This window comes from Clostridium beijerinckii, from assembly GCF_008705175.1.
GTDB lineage: Bacteria > Bacillota > Clostridia > Clostridiales > Clostridiaceae > Clostridium > Clostridium beijerinckii.
The window spans coordinates 4,140,699-4,164,551 of sequence record NZ_CP043998.1; the positions used below are offsets into that span (position 1 = coordinate 4,140,699).

Annotated in this window: 17 protein-coding genes; 2 read left to right on the forward strand and 15 right to left on the reverse strand. The window is 30.4% G+C overall.

The window, feature by feature from the left end; all coding sequences use genetic code 11:
• Positions 1–748 precede the first annotated feature (748 nt).
• From F3K33_RS18710 to F3K33_RS18730, 5 genes are all read right to left on the reverse strand, one after another.
• Positions 749–2,746: a methyl-accepting chemotaxis protein gene (locus F3K33_RS18710; protein WP_039773813.1), complete on the reverse strand. Its 1,998-nt coding sequence runs from the start codon at positions 2,744–2,746 to the stop codon at positions 749–751.
• Between the two features lie 339 nt (positions 2,747–3,085).
• A complete protein-coding gene (locus tag F3K33_RS18715) occupies positions 3,086–5,527 on the reverse strand; it encodes a glycoside hydrolase family 31 protein (RefSeq protein WP_039773812.1) in 2,442 nt (813 codons plus the stop codon).
• A 16-nt stretch (positions 5,528–5,543) separates the two neighbouring features.
• Complete coding sequence (locus F3K33_RS18720) at positions 5,544–6,371, reverse strand: carbohydrate ABC transporter permease (protein WP_077843150.1); 828 nt, start codon at positions 6,369–6,371, stop codon at positions 5,544–5,546.
• The gene (locus tag F3K33_RS18725) at positions 6,371–7,249 is read right to left on the reverse strand and encodes a carbohydrate ABC transporter permease (RefSeq protein WP_017210291.1); all 879 of its coding nucleotides are present in this window, start codon (positions 7,247–7,249) and stop codon (positions 6,371–6,373) included. The genes F3K33_RS18720 and F3K33_RS18725 overlap by 1 nt, the downstream gene beginning before the upstream one ends.
• A gap of 67 nt (positions 7,250–7,316) precedes the next feature.
• Entirely contained in the window at positions 7,317–8,630 is a 1,314-nt protein-coding gene (locus F3K33_RS18730) for an ABC transporter substrate-binding protein (RefSeq protein WP_017210290.1), read from the reverse strand.
• Between the two features lie 146 nt (positions 8,631–8,776).
• Between F3K33_RS18730 and F3K33_RS18735 the strand changes: the two genes are divergently transcribed.
• Together F3K33_RS18735 and F3K33_RS18740 are read left to right on the forward strand one after the other, a co-directional pair.
• Positions 8,777–10,594 carry a sensor histidine kinase gene (locus tag F3K33_RS18735; RefSeq protein WP_039773810.1) on the forward strand — a complete coding sequence of 606 codons (1,818 nt, stop codon included), beginning with the start codon at positions 8,777–8,779 and terminating at the stop codon, positions 10,592–10,594.
• Positions 10,591–11,352, forward strand: a complete 762-nt coding sequence (locus F3K33_RS18740; RefSeq protein ID WP_039773809.1) for a response regulator transcription factor — start codon at positions 10,591–10,593, stop codon at positions 11,350–11,352. The genes F3K33_RS18735 and F3K33_RS18740 overlap by 4 nt, the downstream gene beginning before the upstream one ends.
• 136 nt (positions 11,353–11,488) lie before the next feature.
• On the opposite strand, the gene F3K33_RS18745 is transcribed toward F3K33_RS18740, so the two are convergent.
• The 10 genes from F3K33_RS18745 to F3K33_RS18790 form a co-directional block, all read right to left on the reverse strand.
• Positions 11,489–12,367, reverse strand: a complete 879-nt coding sequence (locus F3K33_RS18745; RefSeq protein WP_039773808.1) for an aldose 1-epimerase family protein — start codon at positions 12,365–12,367, stop codon at positions 11,489–11,491.
• 243 nt (positions 12,368–12,610) lie between these two features.
• Positions 12,611–13,537, reverse strand: a complete 927-nt coding sequence (locus F3K33_RS18750; protein WP_039773807.1) for a 1-phosphofructokinase family hexose kinase — start codon at positions 13,535–13,537, stop codon at positions 12,611–12,613.
• Between the two features lie 51 nt (positions 13,538–13,588).
• Positions 13,589–14,443, reverse strand: coding sequence for a tagatose bisphosphate family class II aldolase (locus F3K33_RS18755; protein ID WP_017210285.1), 855 nt, complete (start codon positions 14,441–14,443; stop codon positions 13,589–13,591).
• 294 nt (positions 14,444–14,737) lie between these two features.
• Positions 14,738–16,432, reverse strand: a complete 1,695-nt coding sequence (locus F3K33_RS18760) for a methyl-accepting chemotaxis protein (RefSeq protein WP_023974558.1) — start codon at positions 16,430–16,432, stop codon at positions 14,738–14,740.
• A 327-nt stretch (positions 16,433–16,759) separates the two neighbouring features.
• Positions 16,760–17,758: an ABC transporter substrate-binding protein gene (locus F3K33_RS18765; protein WP_017210283.1), complete on the reverse strand. Its 999-nt coding sequence runs from the start codon at positions 17,756–17,758 to the stop codon at positions 16,760–16,762.
• A 186-nt stretch (positions 17,759–17,944) separates the two neighbouring features.
• Entirely contained in the window at positions 17,945–18,925 is a 981-nt protein-coding gene (locus F3K33_RS18770) for an ABC transporter permease (RefSeq protein ID WP_017210282.1), read from the reverse strand.
• An 18-nt stretch (positions 18,926–18,943) separates the two neighbouring features.
• Positions 18,944–20,440: a sugar ABC transporter ATP-binding protein gene (locus F3K33_RS18775; RefSeq protein ID WP_039773806.1), complete on the reverse strand. Its 1,497-nt coding sequence runs from the start codon at positions 20,438–20,440 to the stop codon at positions 18,944–18,946.
• 143 nt (positions 20,441–20,583) lie between these two features.
• On the reverse strand, positions 20,584–21,516 hold the full coding sequence (locus F3K33_RS18780; protein WP_039773805.1) for a 2-keto-3-deoxygluconate permease: 933 nt from the start codon (positions 21,514–21,516) through the stop codon (positions 20,584–20,586).
• A gap of 167 nt (positions 21,517–21,683) precedes the next feature.
• The gene (locus tag F3K33_RS18785; protein WP_039773804.1) at positions 21,684–22,694 is read right to left on the reverse strand and encodes an aldo/keto reductase family protein; all 1,011 of its coding nucleotides are present in this window, start codon (positions 22,692–22,694) and stop codon (positions 21,684–21,686) included.
• A 126-nt stretch (positions 22,695–22,820) separates the two neighbouring features.
• Positions 22,821–23,852, reverse strand: coding sequence for a galactitol-1-phosphate 5-dehydrogenase (locus F3K33_RS18790; RefSeq protein WP_039773803.1), 1,032 nt, complete (start codon positions 23,850–23,852; stop codon positions 22,821–22,823).
• Between the last annotated feature and the right edge of the window lies 1 nt (position 23,853).

Genomic DNA, 23,853 nt, shown 5'->3' on the forward strand with positions numbered 1-23,853 from the left:
ACTAAACCTGTATAATGAATTTAACTATAAATACAATAGTATCATTCTTTTAATATTGTTTCAAATCCATATTGGTTTAAAATAGTCAATTTACCAAACGCTTAATTGTTATCTTTTATTTAGATAACACTAATATTACATGGGAAAATCTTATGGATAACTATAAAATCATCAAATGTTTGATCACAATAAACAATTACTATCCAACTGGTAGACCAGCATATTTCCTAAATCTACTAGTTTGATAATAAAGCGAATGAAACTAGTTTCCTTTAATATGGAAAAAAGAGAATCACCTCAATTTAAGTCTGACTCTCTTTAATTATTTTAATTTTTAAGTTGTAATTTGTATATAGATAGCTAATTTAATAATTCAACTTATTAGATGAACATATTTACAAAATTGCTAGAACTTTAAGCTTATATCTTAACTAGAAATCATAAATATATTTGTGTAGAAAACATTTGAAAATGAGCTGTTAAAGGTTCTTAGCTGTAGGTTGTTCCGTTTTAGCTTGTGAAGTGAGGGTCCAAAATTTTATTTTGGGTTCTCGAACTTCCTCAGCGAATGTAATGAGTCGAGCTTCCCTAGGAAAGTTGGAGCATGCTAAAGTGGGTACAACCTATTGCTTAGAACCTTCAGCGATATTTTCATAGCTTTTCGGAATCAAAATATTTATGATTTCGGTAAGTTATCACATAAATCTAGATTTAAAGTTGAATATCTATATTTACATTGTGCCGTATACTAAACCTGAAACTTCTGTATCATTTCATTTAAATCCTGAGCAAGACGTGTCTGCTCTTGAGCTGTTTTTGCTATCTCATCTGTTGCTCTATTAACTTCATCAATATTGTTTACTATTTCATCAGTTTCTTGTGAAGATTTTTGTGCTGTATCAGCCATACTCTCCACCGCTTTAGTAACCTGTTCCATTGTAATTGAAATTTCTTTAGTCATTTCAGCTATTTCATTTGACATTTTACTTACAAATTGTGCATCCTTATAATTTTCTTTTCCAATTTCAATCATATCTTGAAACTTAGGATTTACTCTTTCCTTCATGAAAGTTAGTACCTCATCACTATTGTTTGAAAGATTTCTAAATGCATCTTGAACTTTTAAAATTGTACTTTTTATAGATTCTACAGCATCTGAAGATTGTTCTGCAAGCCTTCTTACTTCTTCAGCAACTACTGAGAATCCTTTTCCATGTTCACCAGCCCTTGCCGCCTCTATCGCTGCATTTAGTGCTAATAGATTTGTCTGCTCTGATATCTCTGCAATAGTATCCGCCATAACTTTTATATTTTTTACTACTTGTCCTTCTTTTATTGCTTGAAGTATTTTTTCTTCTTTTTCACTAAACACCATTTCTATTTCTTTAATGGATTCCAAAGATCTATTTTGCATATCTTCTACTCTAGTTTTTGCAGCACTTGCATTATTACTTCCTTCTACTGCCTTATTAGTTAATACATTAATACTTGCCTCAACTTCTTCTACTGAAGCGTTTATTTCTTCTGCCGCTGAGCTAGTTTCTTGAATACCAAAATTAATATTACCAATTCCAGAATTAATATTTTGAGACATTGCTGAAAATTCTTCAACTGTGGCAAATAACTCTTCACTCGCTGCACTCATATCTTGTGAATTGTTCATTATTTTCTTAATTAAATTTATTAAATCCTGCCTCATATGCTCAATTCCTCTAGACATATCTCCAATTTCATCTTTTCGTTTTAAATCTTTTTCTAATGTCTTTTCAGTAAAATTACCTTCTGATAAGTGTTTAAAGTGTGTAACTGCACTTGCTAATGGTTTTGATACCTTTTTATCTATGTATAAATATATTGCTATCCCAACCAAAATTAATACGATAATAGAAGATATGATATTATTTATAACAAATTTTTTTATAAATAGCTGACTTTCAGCCTTACTTTTACCTGTAAATATAACTCCAACTGCCTCATTGTTATCTCCAGTAATTGGCGAATAGTAAGCATCAAATTTACTTCCTAAAACATTGGCCTCCCCAGAATATGCATTATTACTTAAAACAACTTTTGCAATTTTTTCATCAAGTTTAGTTCCAACAACTCTTTCGCCATCTTTCATTATACTTGTTGCAACTCTTACATCTCCCATAAAAATAGTGGCATCGCACCCGAATTTACTTTTAACATAATCTACTAGATTATTAGAATCTAATCTATATCCTACAGACACAACTCCAATAATATCTCCATTTTCGTTCTTTACTGGCGCACCTGCTCTAGCTGCAAGTTTAATCTGAGTTCCACTTTCAACTTGAGAGTTTAATTTACCAGCAAGAGCATTTCTTACATTTGCCTGATTTAAAATGCTATCGCCCTTTTTATCTGGTTCATAAGATCTTATAATTACATTACCTTTTTCATCAGTTATTGTAACAAATTCTACATCTAGATCTTTTAATATATCTTTTAAATCATTAAAAATCTCCTGACTATCTTTATTTTCAATTCCCTTTATTATTCTAGGATTTAAGGCCAATTGACTTCCAATACTTAAAGACTCATTTTTCAATTCCTTAATTTTTTCGCTTATTGTTTCATTAGCATTCATTACTTCCGTCTTATTGTTATGATCTGAATAAGAATTAAAGCTGATTGTACTTATAGCTATATTAGCACTAAACAGTAAAATTGTTAGTCCAAAAATAAATAGAATCAATTTGAACTTTATTGAATTTAATTTCATACTTATCTCCCTCCTGCCCTCTAAAAAATTTTAACCTTCTCTAGGTGTTAAATCATATTAACTCTATACTCCTTGATTTCGTCATTAATTATCAAATTCCTTTTTTATTTCCTTTCCAAATATATATTTGTAAGTAATATTATCCCATAATCTATTTATAAATTTGATTTTATTATAAATTCATTAAGAATAAAAAAAGTCCCAAACCAAATTAAACTGTCCTTGACAAAGGGTACATTTTAAATAGGTTTGAGATTTTTTATAGTAAATTTATAGGAGTATTATCTAAAAAATAAGAGGGTTTAAATATGAAATTGACTCTCTATATGATATTCTTTATTATTTTATAACAAAAGTTAGTGGTTCACCTCGATAAATAAACTCTATGCTCTTGTCATTTACAAAAATTGTACAAGAACGATTTTTAATAGATTGTGGGAAATCATAATCTGCTTTTCCAATAGTAAATTTACTTTCTTTATCTTCCCATTTCATTAAAATCTTATTATAAATTCCTTTCTCATACTCATAACCGTCGCCACTATCTTCATAAAATTCAAATTCACAATCATCCCCAGGATAAATATGAATTTGAAATGGTTTATCACTCACTTGCTCCGCATATTGTAGCCCTTCTTCCATTGGAATAATAGAACCTGCTCGTATAAATAATGGAATCTTATCTATTGGAGCGTCCGCAACCACATAGCTCCCCCCACTTAATCGTTCTTTCGTCCAAAAATCATACCAGTCAGCTCCTTTGGGCAAATAACATTTTCTTATTTTAGGTTCATTAATTGACATACTATTCAGCTTATAATACATCGGATTTGTAACTGGACATACCAATATAGAATCTCCACACATAAATTCGTCACTAATTTCTTTTGCTATTTCGTCATTACTAAAATCAAACAAAAGACTTCGAAGCATAGTATAATGATTCTGCGTTACTTTCCCAGCCAAAGAGTAGAAATATGGAATTAAGCTATATCGTAAATTTATAAACTTTTCAATGGAATCGTAAAACATTTCTCCCTTTTCTCCAAAGTTCCATATTTCTCTTGGAGTATCTGTTCCATGAGAGCGGAACATTGGTAAAAATGCACCATATTGAAACCATCTTACGTATAATTCACGATAAGCAGAATCATTTACACCCTCATTATAATCTCCCTGCCAAAACCAAAGTGTGTTCGGGTTATTGTTGCAACCGCATCCTCTGTTTCTCCATTCACTTCCTACTGTAAAAAATGCTCCAATATCTAATGTCCAATAAGGTAAACCGCTCAAACATAAATTCAAACCTTCTGTAATTTGTTTTCTAAAAGTTCCCCAGGTTGCATTAGTATCACCTGACCACAAAACAACACCATATTTTTGAGAGCCAATATAACCAGATCTCGCCAGATTAAGAACTCTTTTATCAGGCGATACCTTTCTTTGATTTTCAAAAATGCCTTTCTCATGCATTAATGCAAATAAATTAGCTTTAGCTGGGTCTAAAAACTTTTTATGCTCATTTCCCACTAACATAAATCGTTCCCAAGGTTCTCTAATTTTTTCTCCATTCCAATCTGGTCCACTAAATGGTTCCGTTGAATCACACCACCAAGCATCAAAGCCTCCCTTGTATAACTCTTTTTCTGCTTGTTCCCAGTACATTTTTCTTGCATCCTCATTAAAAGCATCATATGTAGAATTGTCTCCTAATAAATATTCAGCTTGTAAAAATTCTTCATAATCCTCTCCACCTACATTCATATTTGGCCAAATAGAAACCATAGTATGAACATTTAAATCATGAATTTCTTTATTTGCTTTACCTATATCAGGATATCTATTTTTATCTAATCGCTTATTCCCCCATAAACCTTCTTCCCAAGTATGCCAATCTTGTACAATGCAATCTATCGGTACATTTCTTTTTCTATACTCTTTAACTACTTCAACTAATTCTTCTTGGTTTCTATATGTTTCTTTCGACTGAATATAACCAAACGCCCATTTTGGCAGCATGGCAGCTCGTCCTGTTATTTTTCTAAAACCGCCTACAATATCATCGAGCTTTTCACCAAAAACAAAATAGTAATCTAATTGCTCCACTACATCTAAATAAACATATGCTCCTCTTGAATCATCATTAAAAGTCATCAATGATCCACAATCAAATAAAATACCATAATTTTTATTTGATACCAAACATGGAAACGGAGTTCTCATATTGTGCTGATATAAGTATTGAGAGTTCCCTCTATAGTTATAGATTCCTTCTTCTCCTTGTCCTAGTCCATGTATTGCTTCTTTTTCTTGCCACTCAAATGATAATTTTGCTCTATATGCCATTCTATCAATATATGGTTTTAAATTTTCAACGAAGCTTCTTTCTCCATCAACAGTTTGTACTCTTTTAATAATAGCTTTTTCACCATTTGTAGAATATTTTTCAACTGGGATTGAAACAAGTTCCTTATCTCTTTCTTGCAGCAATATTTCATCATTCTTACCATTTTTCCATACAAATTTTCCTGTCTTCTTATTAATAGTTAAAGTAATTGATCCAGTTCTTAAAATAATACTATCTTGTGTCTCTTCCACAACAAATTCATTTAATTTCTCTATTTCATAATTAATCCCAATAACTGATGAATTCTTTATATTTTTCTCTTTAGTATAAGTACAACGAATAATTTCTTTACCCACAGCAGATAACTGAATTATTCCATCTTCTAATTTCAAATTTACTATTCTGCTATCCTTACGATATCCTAAAATCTCCATTTAATCACCGCCCTCATTAACCTTTAACTGCTCCAGCTGTCATTCCTGAAACGATATATTTTTGACCTAATAAATAAACTACAATAACTGGCAAACTAGTTAGCATAATATCTGAACAAACTAAATTCCAATCTTTAAAATACATTCCAAAGAAATTATATACTGAAAGGGTCATTGGCCATTTTGAAGAACTACTTAAAAAGTATAATGGAGATACAAATTCATTCCATGTATTTAAAAAAGTAAGAACTACAACTGTTGCTAACGCTGGTTTTAATAGTGGAAAGATAATATAGATAAATATCCTAATTGGAGAACATCCATCAATTACAGCCGCTTCATCTAATTCCACTGGAATTCTTGCCACAAATCCATGAAGGAGAAACACCGAGAATGGAAGCTGCATTGCAGTATATAGTAGCACTATTCCAAGCATTGAGTTCATTAAGTGTAACGCAGACATTACCTTCATTAAGGCTACATAATTTATAGGCATTGTAATTCCTAATATAATAAACATGTAAATGATGCGATTTAATTTTGTTTTATTTCTACATAATACATAGGAAGCTGCTGCTGCTAAAATGGCACATAAGATTACACTTCCTATAGAATAAACACAACTATTAATAAAAGATGTTGCAAGCTTTCCTCTTTCTATTACTGTAGAAAAATTTTCAACTGGTATTGGAAATGTAGGAAGTTTCAGATTCATATCAGAAGCTGCTTTGCTAGTTTTAAGAGCATTAAATAGGATTAACACTAATGGTATAAGAGATATAATCGTTATAACCCATGCAATTCCATTAGAAAATATATTTTGTAATGTTTTCTTTATTCTCATTATTCCATCACCTCATTTTTAGTCATTATTTTAATCATAAAGACCCCAATAAATACCATGATTACAAACATAACAGATGATAATGCGGTACCAATAGCATACTGACCCATACCAAATTTTTTAAATACTATTGTATACAATACTTCTGTTGTAGATTTTCCTGGACCACCATTTGTTAATACGTAAATCATATCGAATACTTTCAATCCATAAATTACATTTAATACTGTAGTAGTAGCTAATGTTGGGAGTATTAACGGAAATGTAATAAATCTAAATTTTTGTAGTCCTGTTGCTCCATCAATATTAGCCGCTTCATAATATTCACTAGAGATAGATAGAATACCCGCTATAAAGATAGTCATAATGTATCCAATCCCTCTCCAAACATCAACTGCAACTACGGATCCAAAAGCAAATTGGGGTGAAGTAAGCCACTGTTTTGCTAATGTATCTAAACCAATGCCTCTAAGAAAAACGTTTAGAATTCCTATCTTAGGATCAAGAATTGATGTAAAAATCATACCAATAATTAATGTAGATAACACAGATGGCATAAACATAACCCCTCTGTGAAAATTCAAGAATTTTATAGATTTTGTTAGCAACACTGCCAATAACAATCCTATAGCATTTTTTAATATTGTTGTAATTATTGTAAACCACAAGGTATTACCTAAAATCTTCATATAATTCTCATTACCTGAAAATATTACTTTGAAATTATCAAATCCAACAAAATTTATTTTATCACTGTAAGCTGACCAGTCTGTAAAGGAATATGCAATGCCAATAATTCCCGGAATTACAAATAAGACTCCATAAATTATAAGTGCTCCCCATATAAAGTAACTCGGATATATTTTTTTCTTATTCATTTACACTTCTCCTTATTTTTATAGTACTGTAACCAGACAAGTATATCTGGTTACATAATTTAGAATTTTACTTCCAATCCTTATCTCCGGCAGCTTTTGCCTGATCTCCTCTATTTTTATCAATATTCTTTAGAAGTTCTTCTGGCCCCATCTCTCCAACTAACATTGCAGACATATCTTTGCCTATTTCCATCCATTGAGGATTTATATACTTGACTGCTGATTGTAATACAACAGCATTCTTAGGATATGATTTATAAAATTCTTTGACTGTATCAGTATATTTAACTGGAGCATTACTGTATGGAAGCTTATTAAATTTAGAAACGTTTTCAGTTAGATAAGTAAGACTTTCATCTGATGCAAGAAAATCTAAATATTCTTGTGCTTCTTTTGCATGTTTAGATTTCGAATATATAAGTCTTGATGGTCCTACTGGATTTATATTTAATATTTGATTATCTGCTAAAGGAATCACAAAATATCCAATATCATCTGCACTAAAACTAGAATCCGCCTTATTGACTTCTGTACCAAAACCTTGGTTAGCGATTGTCATTGCAAATTGGCCTGAAGCGATATTTTTTGGAGCATCAGCATATTTGTTAGACATATAATTGTCTCCCCAATATCCTAGTTTCACCATTTCATTAACTTGGCCTAAAATAGTTTCAAATGTTTTATTTCCTTCCAATTTTGCAGTATTATTATTCAATTTATCTACTAATCCCGAATCTGCTGTATCCGCTGCTAAAGCTATTTCTGGGAACCATAATGTATGATGCCATCCATCTGAAACGCTTTCATAAATAGGAGTAACACCAGATGCCTTTATTTTCTCACATATGTTTTTAAATTCTTGATAATTCTTAGGAATTTGTAAGTTTAACTGTTTGAAAATCTTTTTATTATAACCAATTGCCCAAACAGATGATACATCTTGAATAGGTTCTCCATATAGTTTACCGTTTACAGTTAGCTCATCAGCAACTTCTTTATCTATATTTTTTGCCCAAGAGGCATTTGTTAAATCCAACGCATTTTTTTCTGCATTAACTTGTGTTTCTAAATCAAACCTTCCAGCATTCACAGCAAAAATATCAGTAGCTTCTCCAGAATTTAATTTTGTCATTAACAAGTTATTATATTGATCTGATGGAACAATTTGATAATCGATTTTGATTCCTGTTTTTTCAGTAAATTTTTTTGCTAAATTCAATTCAGCATCTTGAATCCAATCCTGACTTGCCATAAAAGAAATAGTAACGTCATTGTTTTTTGAACCTGATTCTGTAGTGCTAGTACTATTGCCACAGCTTACTAATGACATAGTTAATCCGGCTAAAGTCACAACTGACAATAACTTTTTAAAATGTTTCATAATAATTCCTCCCAATTTATATATTATTGACTATTTGTTGCTATGGTTATATTATATATCTGTACTAAGCTGATTTTGAATGTTCATATCTCTCCTATTCCATGTATATTTTTGACTAAATTATTTATTGTAAGGATTGATTTCGCATGAAACTTTTGAAACAACGTAGCATATTAAAAACTCTCTTTATCCCATATACCATATTATTTATAATTATCTTTAATTTTCTTATGTTTTATTTTGTAATGAATGAATCTACTAAAATTAAAACAAATGCTCTTACAACTCTTAATAGTAATATAAAAAATATTAATAATAATTTAGATGTAGAGATTAATTCTTTAGATACTCTATCTCAAAATATCATCTATTCTAATTTAATCAAGGATCATTTTATTAAATATATAAATTATAATTCTGAATCTTTGTCCAATCTATCTGAACACCAAAAAATTGATAATATTCAGAACACAAAAATTTTATATGATTTATTGGTTACAATGATGGGACCTAACCATCCTATAGATCAGATTTATCTTTATGATTTGCATAATCTTGAATTAGGAGTTGGTTTAGATAATTCTTCTTCCTATATTTCAGTGAATAACAAAGCATGGTATGATGATGTTTTATCTTCTAAAGGCGATAAGGTTATTTACTTTAATAAAGATGATCGGCTAGGCAAATATTCACCTTATGAGGAAGGTCAGTATTTCCTTTCATTATATCGCGTTTACTATAATACACTTAATGTCCCACAAGGAATTATTGAAGTTAAAAAGTCATTTAAAAATATTTTTACTATTATTAAAGATTTTAACGATGCTTATGGCAGTAATGTCTATATTTATTATAAAAATGGACAACCAATATACCCTATAAATCAAAGTTCATCTACAACTAATTATTATAATCTTATCTCTACTAATGTCGATAAAAATATAAGCAATAATTTATTTAAATATAAAAATGAATATGTATTATTTGATACCTCTTCATATAGTGATTTCACTATTGTAGCTACAATAGATAACTCAAAGCTTATGTCTCCTATTTATGAATACATCAGAACAAATATAGTGCTATCGTTATTAATTACATTTGCTACTGCAACATTATCTTATTTCATTGCAAAAATTATTACCACTCCATTAAATAAAATATATAATCAAGTTAAAGGTTTTCAGATAACTGACGATGCATCTACTAATTTTAAAGAAATAGATACACATATTACTGAATTAAATACTTTATTCAAAGCCTTTTTAAAAATGCAGCAAAAAGCAAAAAAAGCAATGACAAATGAATTAATTCTTCAAAATCGTGAAATGCAGTCAAAAATGTTGGCTCTTCAATCACAGATGAATCCACATTTTCTATACAATGCCCTGTCAACCATTCAGGCTATGGCTGATGAACAAATGAATGAAGAAATAATAATAATGTGCCAAAGCATTTCAAGAATATTAAGATATATTTCATCAGACAGTCAACAATTAGTTAGTTTAACCGATGAAATAGCTCATACCATTGATTATCTTCAGTGTATGCAGATTCGCTATGATAACGATTTAACGTATACCCTAAACATTCCTGCTGAGATGCAAAACATTAAAATCCCGAAACTTTGTTTGCAGCTTATTGTAGAAAATGCAGTAAAATTCACTACAAAAACTGAGCTTCCTTGGCATATTGATATTACAGGTTATGTAACTGATACTCACTGGGAAATACAAATTAAAGATAGCGGAAGTGGATTTGCAGAAGATAATTTAAAACAATTGCAAGAAAAGATAGATTCAATTAACGCAAATGGAGTTCTTCCAAACTTAGAATTAAACGGAATGGGTCTTATGAATATTTATATTCGCTTTAAAATTTTATACAATGGAAAACAAATTTTTAGATTAATCAATAACACTCCAAATGGGGCGACTGTTATTATGGGAGGGATTAAATTATGACACATAAGATTACTTTTTCTGCTATTGTTGTAGAGGATGAGAGATTAATTGCTAAAAACATAATTAAAAACATATATAGAGCTAATGAGAGCTTTGAAGTCGTAGGAACTGCTAGTAATGGTAAAGAAGCATTAGAACTAATAGAATCCTTTCTTCCAAACATTGTACTCACTGATATTTGCATGCCAGTAATGGATGGCCTTGAGCTCTCCAAGTTTATTTTCGAAAAATATCCTTTTATCCATTGTGTAATAATTAGTGGACATAGTGATTTTTCCTATGCTAAAACTGCCATAAGATATGGGGTGTCCGACTATTTATTGAAACCTATTAATCTTGGCGAATTAACTACAACCTTAGATAAAATAGAAAAAAATCTTCTGGCAAGTCAAAACGATTTTAAAGTTGATGAATTTTCTTACAAAAAGCCTAATGAAATTGTGGAGCTTGTGACTGAATATATAAAAAATAATTACCATGAAACAATTGATCTAGCTGGACTTGCATCACATTTTGGATTTTCAATTTCTTACTTAACAAAAATATTCACTAAATACATGAATATGACTCCCTCAAAATTTATTAAAGAGTATCGTATTAATATTTCAAAACAATTATTATGGAATTTTTCTTTACCAATTAGCACAGTTGGTGAAAAAGTTGGTTATCCAGATCAATTCCACTTTAGTAAAACTTTTAAACAAATTACCGGCATGAGCCCATCTGACTATAGAGAGCAATTAAAATTAATAAATTAATGATATTTGTAACTGTCATAGATACAGACCGAGTTATATATAATCAATATAGTGCCACGTGAAGAAAGGCAATAAACATTTTATCGATGTTTATTGCCTTAAATATTATCTCTATAGGAATTGACTTAAATTTATACTATTCCTCAATAGATATCTTATAGCTACACTCAAATACCTTATCAGTTGATAGTGAGATCGTACCCTCTTTATCCCTAAATTCACCAGTGAAATCTTCATAATCAGCATGCCCAAACCATGGTTCTATACATAGAAATGGTGCACCAGTTTCAGGTGCCCAAATTCCTAAGTGTGGAAAGCCTTTAAATTCTATACTTAAAGACTTATCATGATTTTTTGATTTCAATGATATCTTATCAGATTTTAGATCATCAAATACTAATACTCCATCTTTAAAGAGTTCTCTAGAAAGTGGTAATGTATGAGTATCTCTAAGGCATTCTGTCCTTTTACGAGAAAGATATGTATCCTTAGTTATCTCAATAATAGAACTTGTCTCTTTTTTATTAAATTGTAGATAACACTCCTCTAATTCTTCACCTTTCTCTATAGGACACATAAATGCTGGATGAGCGCCAATTGAGAATACTATATCCCTATCATCTAAATTTATTACTTTATACGTGACTATAATAGAATTTTCTTCTAATGTATATGTTACAAATAAAGAAAACCTATAAGGATAAATCTTTAATGTGTCCTCTGAGTAATTTAATCCAAAAGTTAGTGAATTATTACTTTCTATTAATAAGGTAAATTCAGATATTCTAGCAAGTCCATGTGCGGGCATTTCATATTGAATTCCATCAACTTTAAGTTTAGAATCCACCACCTTTCCAACTATAGGAAACAAATGTGGTGCGTGATATTTCCAATACTTCACATCTCCGTTCCAAAGATATTCTGTACCTTCTTTTTGTCCTGTTATCGAATGTAGCTCTGCACCATGGGTACTTGCTGTGATTTTTATTTTTGAATTTTCTATCGAGTAAATCATATAAATCATCCTTTCATAGATATTAAATTTATGATATATATATATATATATTGCAATTCACAATGCACATTTCACAATTCACAATTACAGCTAAAATTCTTACAACATTTTTAGAATTATGATGAAGAATTATTTTTGCAATATATATATATTTAATAAAAATTATGAGAGTTAGGTTCTTAAGTCTCCCTAACTCTCACATATATATATTAACTTAAGGGGGATATCATACGTAGGACTTATCTAAATTTCTTCAACTGTTACCTTATTAAAAAGTTCGTTTACTATAGATTCACTTACAAATCCTGTTTCTTTTTCCATAGCATTTGCTGTTCCACAAGCTGAAGCAAATTTCAAAGTATCTTTGATATCATATTTTCTTTGCAGTGCTACTGCTATTCCTGCAACATAAGAGTCGCCTGAACCTACAGGATTTACTGCTTCAATTTTTGGCACATTTACTTTATAATATTTTCCTTCAAATCCAGCTATTGAACCGTCTTTTCCTAAGGATATAGCTACAAGTGATATTCCTTTAGCTTGAAATTCCTTTATTTCTCTTATAGCATCTTCTACAGACCTAATACTTCTTCCTGTTAGTGCTTCTATTTCATCTTTATTAGGTTTAATAAAGTATGGTTTGCCTTCAATACCTTCTCGTAAAAGATCACCACTTGTATCTAATAAAAATTTCTTGCCTTGAGAATTAGCCATCTCCACTAATTTCCTATAGAAAATCTTAGGTACATTTTTAGGAACACTTCCAGATGCTACAACAACACTAGCTTTCTCAATTAAGTCTATATATTTATCTAAGAAATTTTGTTGTTCAATTTCACTTACTTCTGGTCCTGGTTCAAGTATTTCTGTCTGAACATTATCATCAGTAATAAATGCTAAACAAGATCTAGTTTCTCCACTTATTTTTACAAAATCTTGTTTTATTCCATATTTCTTAAGACTTTCTTCTATAAACTCACCAGATTTACCTCCTAGTAAACCTGTTGCTATACAATCTTCTTTTAAGATAGTTGCTACATTAGCTACATGTAAGCCCTTTCCTCCTGGTGTATTTTCTACATACCTTGCCCTCATTACTTGTCCTTTTTTTATATCATCTATTTCATATCTCTTATCTACAGAGGCATTAAGGTTTATAACTAATATCATCTTTTTTCTCCTCCATCTTGTATTAATTTTCTATCTCTTATAAAACAGAAATTAATATCTATTTGCGCTACCACAAACTTCAATCTTATGCTTCACTATCTTTTTCATAGCTTCTTTACCTGGAGTCATATATTTTCTTGGATCACTTTCCTCTGGGTGTACCTCAAAAAATTCTTTCACAGCACTTGAAAATGGAATCTTTAAGTCTGTAGCAACATTTACTTTGCATATTCCAAGTGAAATGGCTTTTTTAACAAGCTCGTCCGGTACATCAGATGCTCCATGAAGTACTAGCGGAATACTTACTTTATTTCTAATTTCCTTTAATCTTTCGAAATCAAGTTTTGCTTCTCCTTTGTATAATCCATGTGCTGTTCCTATTGCAACAGCCAAAGAATCTACTCCAGTTCTTTCTACGAACTCTGCTGCATCATCAGGATTTGTATACATCGTATCTTTCTCATCTACGACTAAATCATCTTCTCTTCCACCTAATTTTCCCAGTTCAGCTTCAACAGTTGTATCAAATTTATGAGCATAATCTACTACCTCTTTTACAATTGCAATATTCTCTTCAAATTCATGTTTTGAAGCATCAATCATACATGATCTAAAACCAATATCTATATCTTTTTTGATTTCATTAACGTCTTCAAAATGGTCTAAATGAATAGCTATTGGAATGTCATATTTCCCTGCTGCAACTTCTGCCATAGCTTTTATATAATCTGGCCCTGCATAATCTGTAATTGTTGAAGGTGTTCCAGCTATAATTACAGGAGATCTCATTTCGTGTGCTGTTTCTACTACAACTTGTAGCGTCTCTAAATTATGAATATTAAAAGCAGGTACTGCATACCCATCCTTTTGTGCTTTTTTTAACATTTCTCTAGTTGATAATATCATTTTTACTCCTCCTCTTAATTTAAATATGTACAATTTTTTATATTAATATTTCTAATTTACATTTAAGAATTACATAATGAGCTTCAAACTTCTAAGCGTTTTTTCTTATTTAACTTTACAAAAGCGAAACGTTTAGCTTTAATGGTAAATTATATGTTTTTTTCATTATATATCAAAAACTTATTGCCTTCAAGTCTAATTTAACATCTTTCCTAAATATTAAAAATGTATTTTTTATATCCAGATTTATCTTTCTTGCAATAAAATTATGATTATTAAAGCATCTTTCTATTTCTAATTTTTTAAACTAAATCTCTCCAATTGCTCTTTTAATAGTTGTGATTGAGATGCTAACTCTTGAATTTCTGCTGCAACTTTTTGAGATGTATTTGAATTCATCTGAACCACAGTAGATATTCTGTCTAACCCACTATTAATTTCACTTATTTCTACGGTTTGATTCTCAGAAGATATTGAAATTTCTTTAACTAAATTAGTTGTTTGTTCAATATTTGTGACTATATTTTGTAATGATTCAACGGTTTCTTGTGCTAAACTAGTTTCTTCATCTACCGCCTTTATGGATTTTCCAATTATTTGCGTTGTATTTTTAACTGCTTCTGAAGATTTTTCTGCTAATATCTTAACTTCATTTGCAACAACCGCAAAACCTTTACCTGCTTCACCCGCTCTTGCTGCTTCTATGGCGGCATTTAATGCAAGAAGATTTGTTTGTTTTGAAATATCCTCAATAGTATTTATTATATTAGCTATTTCTCTAGATGATTTATTCACTTCTTCCATTGACCTCATTAGTGTACTCATTCTCTTACTACCTTCAGCCACTATCTCTTTAGTCGTACTAGAAAAATTATTTGCTTGCTCTGCATTTTGTTCATTTTTTCTTGCTTTATCTAATATTTCATTAAAGCTAAAAGCTAATTTCTCTATAACATTGGCTTGTTCTATAGATCCTTCTGAAAGAGTTTGAGTCGTTAATGCAATGCTCATGGAAGTACTTGCAACCAAATTGACAGCAGTATTGATATTATTAAAAATATCATTTAACTTGTAAATAATTTTTTCTAATGAATCTCGCATTGGTATAAAATCACCTTTATATTCCATTTCAATATCAATATCTAATTTTCCATCTGATATATTTTCTAAGATCGAAGATAAATCTATTATATATGATTTTAGTGTCTTCACAGTTTCATTTAAATTTTTAACCATAATTCCAAGTTCATCTTCTGACACAAAAGTATCATCATCTTTCAGATTTCCTTGAGATATATCCGCGGATATCTTCATAACATGATATATACCTTTAATTATAATTTCTTGCATTATTTTAGCTACTAAAATTGCTGTTCCAAGTATGAATATTATCATTAATATATCTATTATGAAAACCACATTTTTATATTGGTTCGTTTGACTAACAAATTCGCTTGCTGTTTCTTCTGAAATCTTTGAAATATTAGTTAAGCAATCTAAAGCACCATCAATATTTTGTTTGTATGTACCTTTCATCATGCTTATTGCCTGATTATTGTTTTTTTCTAGAAGAGCTTCACTTATCTTATCCCTATATGCTTGTGAGGCACTCATATATACTTCAAATGAATCTATTAATTTCTTTTGCTCAGAAAACAAATTTCTGAGACTCTCTACTTTTTCTTCAATTTTTTCAGCTTCATAATTGGCATTTGCAACATTATCTTTTATCTTTTGCGGATCTGTTTCTAACATAGCCTCATACATATTTTTATCCATTATCATAAAGTCATTTCTCATATCCCATATCATGTTAGTAACATTATAAGGCCCATTATATAAAGTGTTAGTTTTATTTGCTACACTTCTCAAACTTATCAATGTTGTGATGACGCAAAGAATTGTTAGTGCAATAATCAATGAGAATCCTATCCCTATTTTTCTTTTAATAGGGTAATTCTCTAGTTTTGATTTAAATATCTTATACATTTGAATCAACGCTCCTCACAATAAGTTAAAATTGTTATCAGTAATAACATTATAATTTATCAGTGATTTCCTAAAAAACAGTTTTCATGCAGGGTTATTCTTATAAATTTAAAATTCATATTTATTTGATTTAGATGCGAATAGTAAATTTATAGTCTGTGAGCACTTGAAGTTTGATAAAACTTTGCGTTTATATCTTTATTATCATGAGTTACTCACAGACTATTTTAAATATCTTTTTTGTATTTCACTAAACTAGATTTCAAAATATTTTTCTTAATTTCGCTGCAATGACCTTTAAAATATATTTTATTTATGGATTTTATACTACTTTAATGGATATAAAACTTTTTGTGATTCATCATCATTAAAGTTTTCTGGTGTTACAATTACACAACCTGTATCAACATTTTTTTCAATTTTTTCTCCATTTAAGCTTTTCATAATATTTTCTACTGCATCATATCCCATTGTATATGGTTTTTGAACAGCTGTAGCTTTTATAGTCTTATCTTGTAATAAAGGAATAACATCATCTGATGAATCAAATCCAACTACAATAGCTTTTGAATTTGTTTCTTTAACTCCTCTTGCAACACCAACTAATGATTGTTCATTAGCTCCATAGATTGCTGTTATATCTGGATGTGCTGTAACTATATCTTGAGTAAGTGTCAATGCTTTAGCCTTATCACTATCGCAATAGACTGTTTGAACAATTTCCATACCTGAGAATTCACTAATAGCTTTTTTAAATCCTTTTTCTCTTGCTATTGCTGATCCAGCTCCTGGACTAAAACTTACTATTGCAACTTTTCCTTTTCCGCCAGTTAATTCTCCAAGTTTTTTACCAACTTGATAAGAAGCTTGTTCGTTATCTGTTGTTGCATATGATAAATAATCTTTAACATCACAAGCTGAATCTATTAAAGCTAATGGAATTTTAGCATCTATTAATTTTTGTGCTGCTGGCGCTACTGCCTTTGAATCTGAAGCTGCTAATACAACACCATCTGGCTTTTGACTTACTGCATTTTCAACAAGAGTAACTTGTCCATTAATATCAGATTCTCCACCTGGTGCTCCCACAAAATCTATGCTAGCTCCATATTTTTTAGCTGCCTCTTCTGCTCCTTTTTTAACCGTTTGCCAATATGGTGATTCCACAGTCTTAACTACAACTGTTATTTTCTTATTTCCCCCATTACTACTACCACCATTACTTGCTTGATTTGATGATGTACCTCTTCCGCACCCCATTACAGCAACACTTGAAACCATTGCTAATGCAAGAATTAAAGCTAATTTTTTAGTTCTTAATTTCATAATAATTCTCCCTTCATCCTTCTTAATTTGTTCAATTACTTAAATATAGTGTTCAGTATTTTTATATTTATAAAATTTTATTTATCTTGATATAATAATGCTGTAGTAAATACTTACTTGTATCATTTTCTGTTTCATCATTGCATCAGTTATATAATAAAATTTTAATAATATCGTTTACTTCTCTTACATTATTTTAGCTGTTTTCTTTCTTCTATAAGTATCTAATGCAACTGCAAATATAATTACAAGACCGATTGCTACTTGTTGCCAGAATGCACTAACACTTAATAGATTTAGACCATTTCTTAAAACTCCTATTACAAAAGCTCCAATTATTGTTTCTCTTATTTTACCTACACCACCTAAAGGACTACATCCACCAACTATTGCTGCTGATATTCCATCCATTTCATAGCTAAGTCCAGCAGTAGCTTGAGCTGATACTAATCTAGATGCTAATATTATTCCTGCGGCAGCTGCTAATAATCCTGAAATCATATAAACGCCGATTTTAGTTCTATCAACATTAATTCCTGAAAGTTGCGCTGCATCTTCGTTACTTCCTAAACAATATACATATCTTCCAAAAGTAGTTTTTCTTAAAATAAATCCGAATATAAATGCAAGAGCAAACATAATAAGTACTGCTACTGGTATTCCAAGCACTTTACCCCCACCAATTACATAAAAGCTTTCTGGTAATCCTGATACAGGTAGAGCACCTGTGATAATATACGCTGCACCTCTTGCAATACTCATCATTCCTAAAGTTGCTATAAATGGTGCAATTTCAAGCTTTGTTATTGCTAATCCTGTTAATAATCCACATAGAGTTCCCACTGCAAGACCTGCTAGTATAGAAATTGGCACTGGAACTCCATAAACCATAAGTTTACCAGAAACAACACCTGAAACCGCTAATACCGATCCAACAGATAAATCTATTCCCGAAGTTATAATCGCATATGTTTCTGCTATTGCTAGAACACCTATTACCGATGTCTGCAATGCTATTGTAAGTAAATTATTAACAGTTAAAAAATTTTCACTTAATATTGTGAATACTATTCCCATTAATAAGAGTCCGATAAGAATCCCTGAATTTTTTATTAAATATTTTAAATCTACAGTTTTTTCTTTTGAATTTACAACTACTTTTTCCATCTCCATACCTCCAAAACTTTAACTTATTGCATAAGAAAGTATATTTTCTTCTGAATAATCTTTTTTCTCTAACTCTCCTGCAACACTTCCTTCTCTGAAAATAATAACTCTATCGCTAACCCCAATAATTTCTGGTAGTTCTGATGATATCATTATTACACCTATTCCGCCTTCTACAAGCCTTTGCATCAATTCATATACTTCGTATTTTGCACCAACGTCTATTCCTCTAGTTGGCTCATCGAATATTAATATCTTCGGGTTTCTACTTAGCCATTTTCCTATTATTATTTTTTGTTGATTACCTCCACTTAAATTTTTAGCCAATTGATTCATACTTGGTGTTTTTATTCTAAGACCTTTTATATAAGATTCAGCATTTTCTTTAGCTTTTTTATCGTTTACAACTTTAAATTTGCTAATTTTCTCTAGATTAGATAAATTGATATTATATTCTACTGATTGGCCTAAAGCTAGTCCATCTTTTTTTCTGTCTTCTGTTAAGTATGCTATTCCTTGACTCATAGCATCATGTGTTGATCTTACCTTTACATCTTTTCCTTCTACCTTAAATTCTACAATCTCGGCTTTATCTGCTCCAAATAAAATTCTCGCTAATTCTGTTCTTCCAGAGCCCATTAAACCATAGAAACCTAAAATTTCATTTTTGTATAAGTTTACATTTTCTATATCAAGCTTCTTTCCTTGTTTGACTTTTTTAATTTCTAAGATTACTTCTTTTTTATCAGAAACCTCATATTTAGCTGTAGGAAATTTATTACTCATATCACGTCCAACCATTGATGCTATCATGTCTTTCATCGTTATGTCTTTGTAAGCACAGGTCTTTATAAAATTTCCATCTCTCAATATTGTTACAGTATCACATATTCTTTCAAGTTCCTCTAATCTATGTGATATATATATAATTCCTACACCTTTTTCTTTAAGTTCTTCTATTACTCTAAATAAATTTTCTGTTTCGCTTTCTGTCAACGCAGCAGTTGGCTCATCCATAACTAGAATCTTACAATTTACTAGTAGGGATTTTGCTATTTCAACCATTTGCTGCTCAGCCACACTTAGATTTGAAACCTTTTCATCTGGATTGATTTTAAGATTTAAACTATCTAGTAATTCTATAGCTCTTTCTCTTTGACTTTTATCATCAATTATAAATTTAAAACTTTTATTCATTTTCTCACGTTTAATAAATAAATTTTCCGCGACAGTTAGATCCTTAAATAGATTGAATTCTTGGTACACTATACTTACACCCAGTTTTAAGGATATATCAGGATTTAGTTCTTGTATTTCTTGGCCCTCTATAAATACCTTTCCAGCATCTTTTTGATGAACCCCTGCTAATATTTTCATTAATGTTGACTTTCCTGCTCCATTTTCTCCAACTAAAGCATTAAGTTCTCCTTTTTTTAATAATAAATTAACTCCTGATAAAGCTTTAACTCCTGGAAATGATTTTTCTATATTTTCCATTCTTAATAATTCATCCATTTTATACTTCACCACTTCCTATTATTTTTCTCGCTAAACGTTTAGCTTTTTTTATTCAATTAACATCTAACCGTTATTTTATATAATGATATCACATTATGGTATCATTTACAATATGTAATTACATAATATTATAGAAATTTTCACCTCCAGTTTTTATTTACATACATTGTAAATAGTGGAGTTAATATTATAGTAATTATTACTGCAGCAGCGATTTGAGTAGTTGCAGATTCAACATAAATCTGAAATCTATTATCTAGTAATGCTAATGCCGAAGGCGTTGCTATAGCATTACCTGCAACACTAGATAGCGCAGCCCCTGCATATCCTGGTCTTTTATTTATGACCTTATCAATCACCACCAAAGGTATTCCTGTTCCTATAAGAACAATTAGTCCAAGTAAAAGTCCACCTAGTCCAGCTTTTACAACGTTTTGTAAGTTTATAGAAGCGCCTATACAAAAGCCCATTAAAGGAATTATCATAGTTATTCCTGGTTTAAAAAACGCTCCTATCTCTTCATCTATATTTCCAATTAACATTCCAACTAAAAATGGTCCCATTACACTAATAAAACTAATTATCGATATATTAGCCTTGCCACCTATACCTAAAATTATAAGGGTAAAAAAAGCACCTGTATTAAAATTTAGTATATTCTGAGCGGCTAAATCTTTTTCATCACCATACTCACTTACTAGAGTTAAATACAAATTATTATTGCTATTAGTAGCAGCTCCAACAATTGCAATTGTTGATATACCTAGAATACCATCAAATCCGAAATATGCATTTAATATAATTCCAATAATAGCTCCAGATAAAACTTTGGCAGCTAACAATACGGATCCTCTTTTAAAACATTCTTTGATATCTCTAATTTTAAAATTTGTTCCTAAGCAAAATAAACATATTCCTATTATCGTAGCAGATCCTTGTGCTGAAAATAAAGCGGTTGTAAACGATCCTATTTTCATTATATCCGGTGTAAAAGTGTTTATTACAGCAGCTAATATTAATGGAACCATCATTAATCCACCAGGCACTCTTTTTATAGTTTTTAAAATTCGCAAAGTATTCACCTCTGTTTACTATATACTTTTTTCAACTATGTTTTGTTGGGCATTCTAGTTTTACTTTATATAACTTCTATAGATTTAATGAAAGCTTTATAGTATATATTCATAGGTAAATTCTATTTACTTAAAAACATGAGTGCCTGATATATTCTTATAAATCCTTAAAGAGTTGTTATTGTTCCATCAAGATCCCATAAGTCTTCCCAATCTTTAGCACCTTCCCATAAGAATACTTGTCCTTTAATTAGACGACAATTCTTATCTGCTTCTTCAAGCTCTTTCATTTCTTCATCAGTTAAAGGATCTTCAACTGCACTTAAAAGATTACTATAGTATTCATTTTCGTGAATTGAGAATGGAATTGGTGTATGTCCATGTTGAACTCCCCATTTAACACAAATTACTGCTGGATGAACTTTATGTGCTTTTGCAATCTTAACTACTGTAGGTTCTTCAATATCTGCAATATCACTATCAGTTTTATCTCTATCTGGGCGAGTTGGTGATCCAATTGGGCAGAATCCAATTACTTCTATACCATTATCTTTACAGAATTTATATAATTCTGGTTGTTGGAAACATGGGTGCAATTCCATTTCATTAACAGCTGGCTTAATCTTAGCATCTCTTAATATTAATTTTAATTTAGGAATTGTTACACTAGATGTTCCTATATGTTTTACTAGTCCCATTTCAACTAATTGTTCCATTTGTCTCCATGTCTTCATGAAATCTTCATGTATATATGGTTTTGCATTTGGATCACGAGAATCTACTGATACTCCTTTAGCATGGAAGTTAGGGAATGGCCAATGTACAAAATAACAATCTAAGTAATCTAATTGAAGATCTTTTAATGTTTGCTTGCAAGATTCTATAACATTATCATGTTGATCATTCCAAACTTTTGATGTTATAAATAATTCTTCTCTTTTGATTCCACTTGCTAATATTTCCTTATAAACTTCACCAATCAAATCTTCATTTCCATAAACACTAGCTCCATCAAAAAGCCTAAATCCTAATTTAGCTGCTCCTTTTACTGCATTTGCAATATCTTCAGCTGAAAAACGATCTGAACCGAAAGTTCCCATTCCTATTCCAGGCATTTTAGCCCCTGTATATAATGTTCTTTGTGGCACTTTATTTGGGTCTATAGGTGTAAAATTCATATTTATCTCTCCTCTTTAATTTATTTCTTATAGTTTATTTTTTATAAATTCCTTTAATATAATTTATCTTAAAATAGCTATTAATCAGCTATTAATTAAGCTTGTTTATTTTTATATAATTAACTTTTAAATCTCAAACAATACTTTTGTAGCGCAAGCTTCTCTGTCTCTCATTACTTCAAATGGTGCTAAACCATCTTCTAATTTATATACATTTGTAATCATTGATTTTAAATCTATCTTCTTTTCTTTTATATATTCAACTGCTGTAGTCCATTCATATCCTGGATAAGGTGCACTATAAGACATCCATGAACCTGTTATATTTAATTCTCCTCTTAATATCTTTTCAAAAGTCTCTGGTTTAAGAGTTAAATCTCTAGTTGCAGTTCCTATATATACAACTGAACCACATTTTTTTACTATCTCTAAACATTGGGCTTGAGCTATAGGTGATCCTGAATTTTCAACTACTACTTCTGGCTTACCATGTTCAGATAAATACTCATTTAAATCCACCTTCATTGAATTTATTACATCATCCGCACCTAATTTTTTTGCCAATTCTAATTTTTTGTCAACAACATCTACCATATAAACTTTGCCTGCACCTACTGCCTTCAAACACTGAAGTGCTAAAAGACCTATAGTTCCTGCACCGAAGACTAAAGCTGTTGCTCCTGCTTTAATATTAATTCTTTGAATACCATGTAGTGCTACTGTTAATGGCTCAATCATAGCTCCTTCTTTATAATCAACTTCATCTGGTAATTTAACTACATTTTGAGATTTAACTGCTACATACTCTGCCATAGCTCCATTTTGCCTAGAGCCTATAAATCCATAATCACTACACATTGCAGGTCTACCTTGCTGACAAGCTTCACATTTTCCACATGGTAGTAATGCTCCTGCTGTAACCCTATCGCCAACCTTAACGTTCTTTACTTTCTCTCCTACTTCAACTATCTGTCCAGAGAATTCGTGCCCTACCACTATAGGAAATGAATGTACACCTCCATCTAAAGCTCTTGGAAGATCAGATCCACAAATTCCACAGTACTTAACTTTTATCAATACTTCGTCATCCTTATATTTAGGTATTTCTAAATCTTGCAATTCTACCTTTGAAATACCAGTTATAACTAATGCTTTCATT

Bases quoted from the DNA above. Each gene is read 5' to 3' on its own strand.
- F3K33_RS18785 (WP_039773804.1), bottom strand. From the start codon at position 22,694: ATGAATTTTACACCTATAGACCCAAATAAAGTGCCACAAAGAACATTA.
- F3K33_RS18770 (WP_017210282.1), bottom strand. From the start codon at position 18,925: ATGGAAAAAGTAGTTGTAAATTCAAAAGAAAAAACTGTAGATTTAAAA.
- F3K33_RS18750 (WP_039773807.1), bottom strand. From the start codon at position 13,537: ATGATATTAGTTATAAACCTTAATGCCTCTGTAGATAAGAGATATGAA.
- F3K33_RS18740 (WP_039773809.1), top strand. From the start codon at position 10,591: ATGACACATAAGATTACTTTTTCTGCTATTGTTGTAGAGGATGAGAGA.
- F3K33_RS18720 (WP_077843150.1), bottom strand. From the start codon at position 6,371: ATGAGAATAAAGAAAACATTACAAAATATATTTTCTAATGGAATTGCA.
- F3K33_RS18790 (WP_039773803.1), bottom strand. From the start codon at position 23,852: ATGAAAGCATTAGTTATAACTGGTATTTCAAAGGTAGAATTGCAAGAT.
- F3K33_RS18760 (WP_023974558.1), bottom strand. From the start codon at position 16,432: ATGTATAAGATATTTAAATCAAAACTAGAGAATTACCCTATTAAAAGA.
- F3K33_RS18710 (WP_039773813.1), bottom strand. From the start codon at position 2,746: ATGAAATTAAATTCAATAAAGTTCAAATTGATTCTATTTATTTTTGGA.
- F3K33_RS18735 (WP_039773810.1), top strand. From the start codon at position 8,777: ATGAAACTTTTGAAACAACGTAGCATATTAAAAACTCTCTTTATCCCA.
- F3K33_RS18755 (WP_017210285.1), bottom strand. From the start codon at position 14,443: ATGATATTATCAACTAGAGAAATGTTAAAAAAAGCACAAAAGGATGGG.
- F3K33_RS18745 (WP_039773808.1), bottom strand. From the start codon at position 12,367: ATGATTTACTCGATAGAAAATTCAAAAATAAAAATCACAGCAAGTACC.
- F3K33_RS18775 (WP_039773806.1), bottom strand. From the start codon at position 20,440: ATGGATGAATTATTAAGAATGGAAAATATAGAAAAATCATTTCCAGGA.
- F3K33_RS18715 (WP_039773812.1), bottom strand. From the start codon at position 5,527: ATGGAGATTTTAGGATATCGTAAGGATAGCAGAATAGTAAATTTGAAA.
- F3K33_RS18730 (WP_017210290.1), bottom strand. From the start codon at position 8,630: ATGAAACATTTTAAAAAGTTATTGTCAGTTGTGACTTTAGCCGGATTA.
- F3K33_RS18725 (WP_017210291.1), bottom strand. From the start codon at position 7,249: ATGAATAAGAAAAAAATATATCCGAGTTACTTTATATGGGGAGCACTT.
- F3K33_RS18765 (WP_017210283.1), bottom strand. From the start codon at position 17,758: ATGAAATTAAGAACTAAAAAATTAGCTTTAATTCTTGCATTAGCAATG.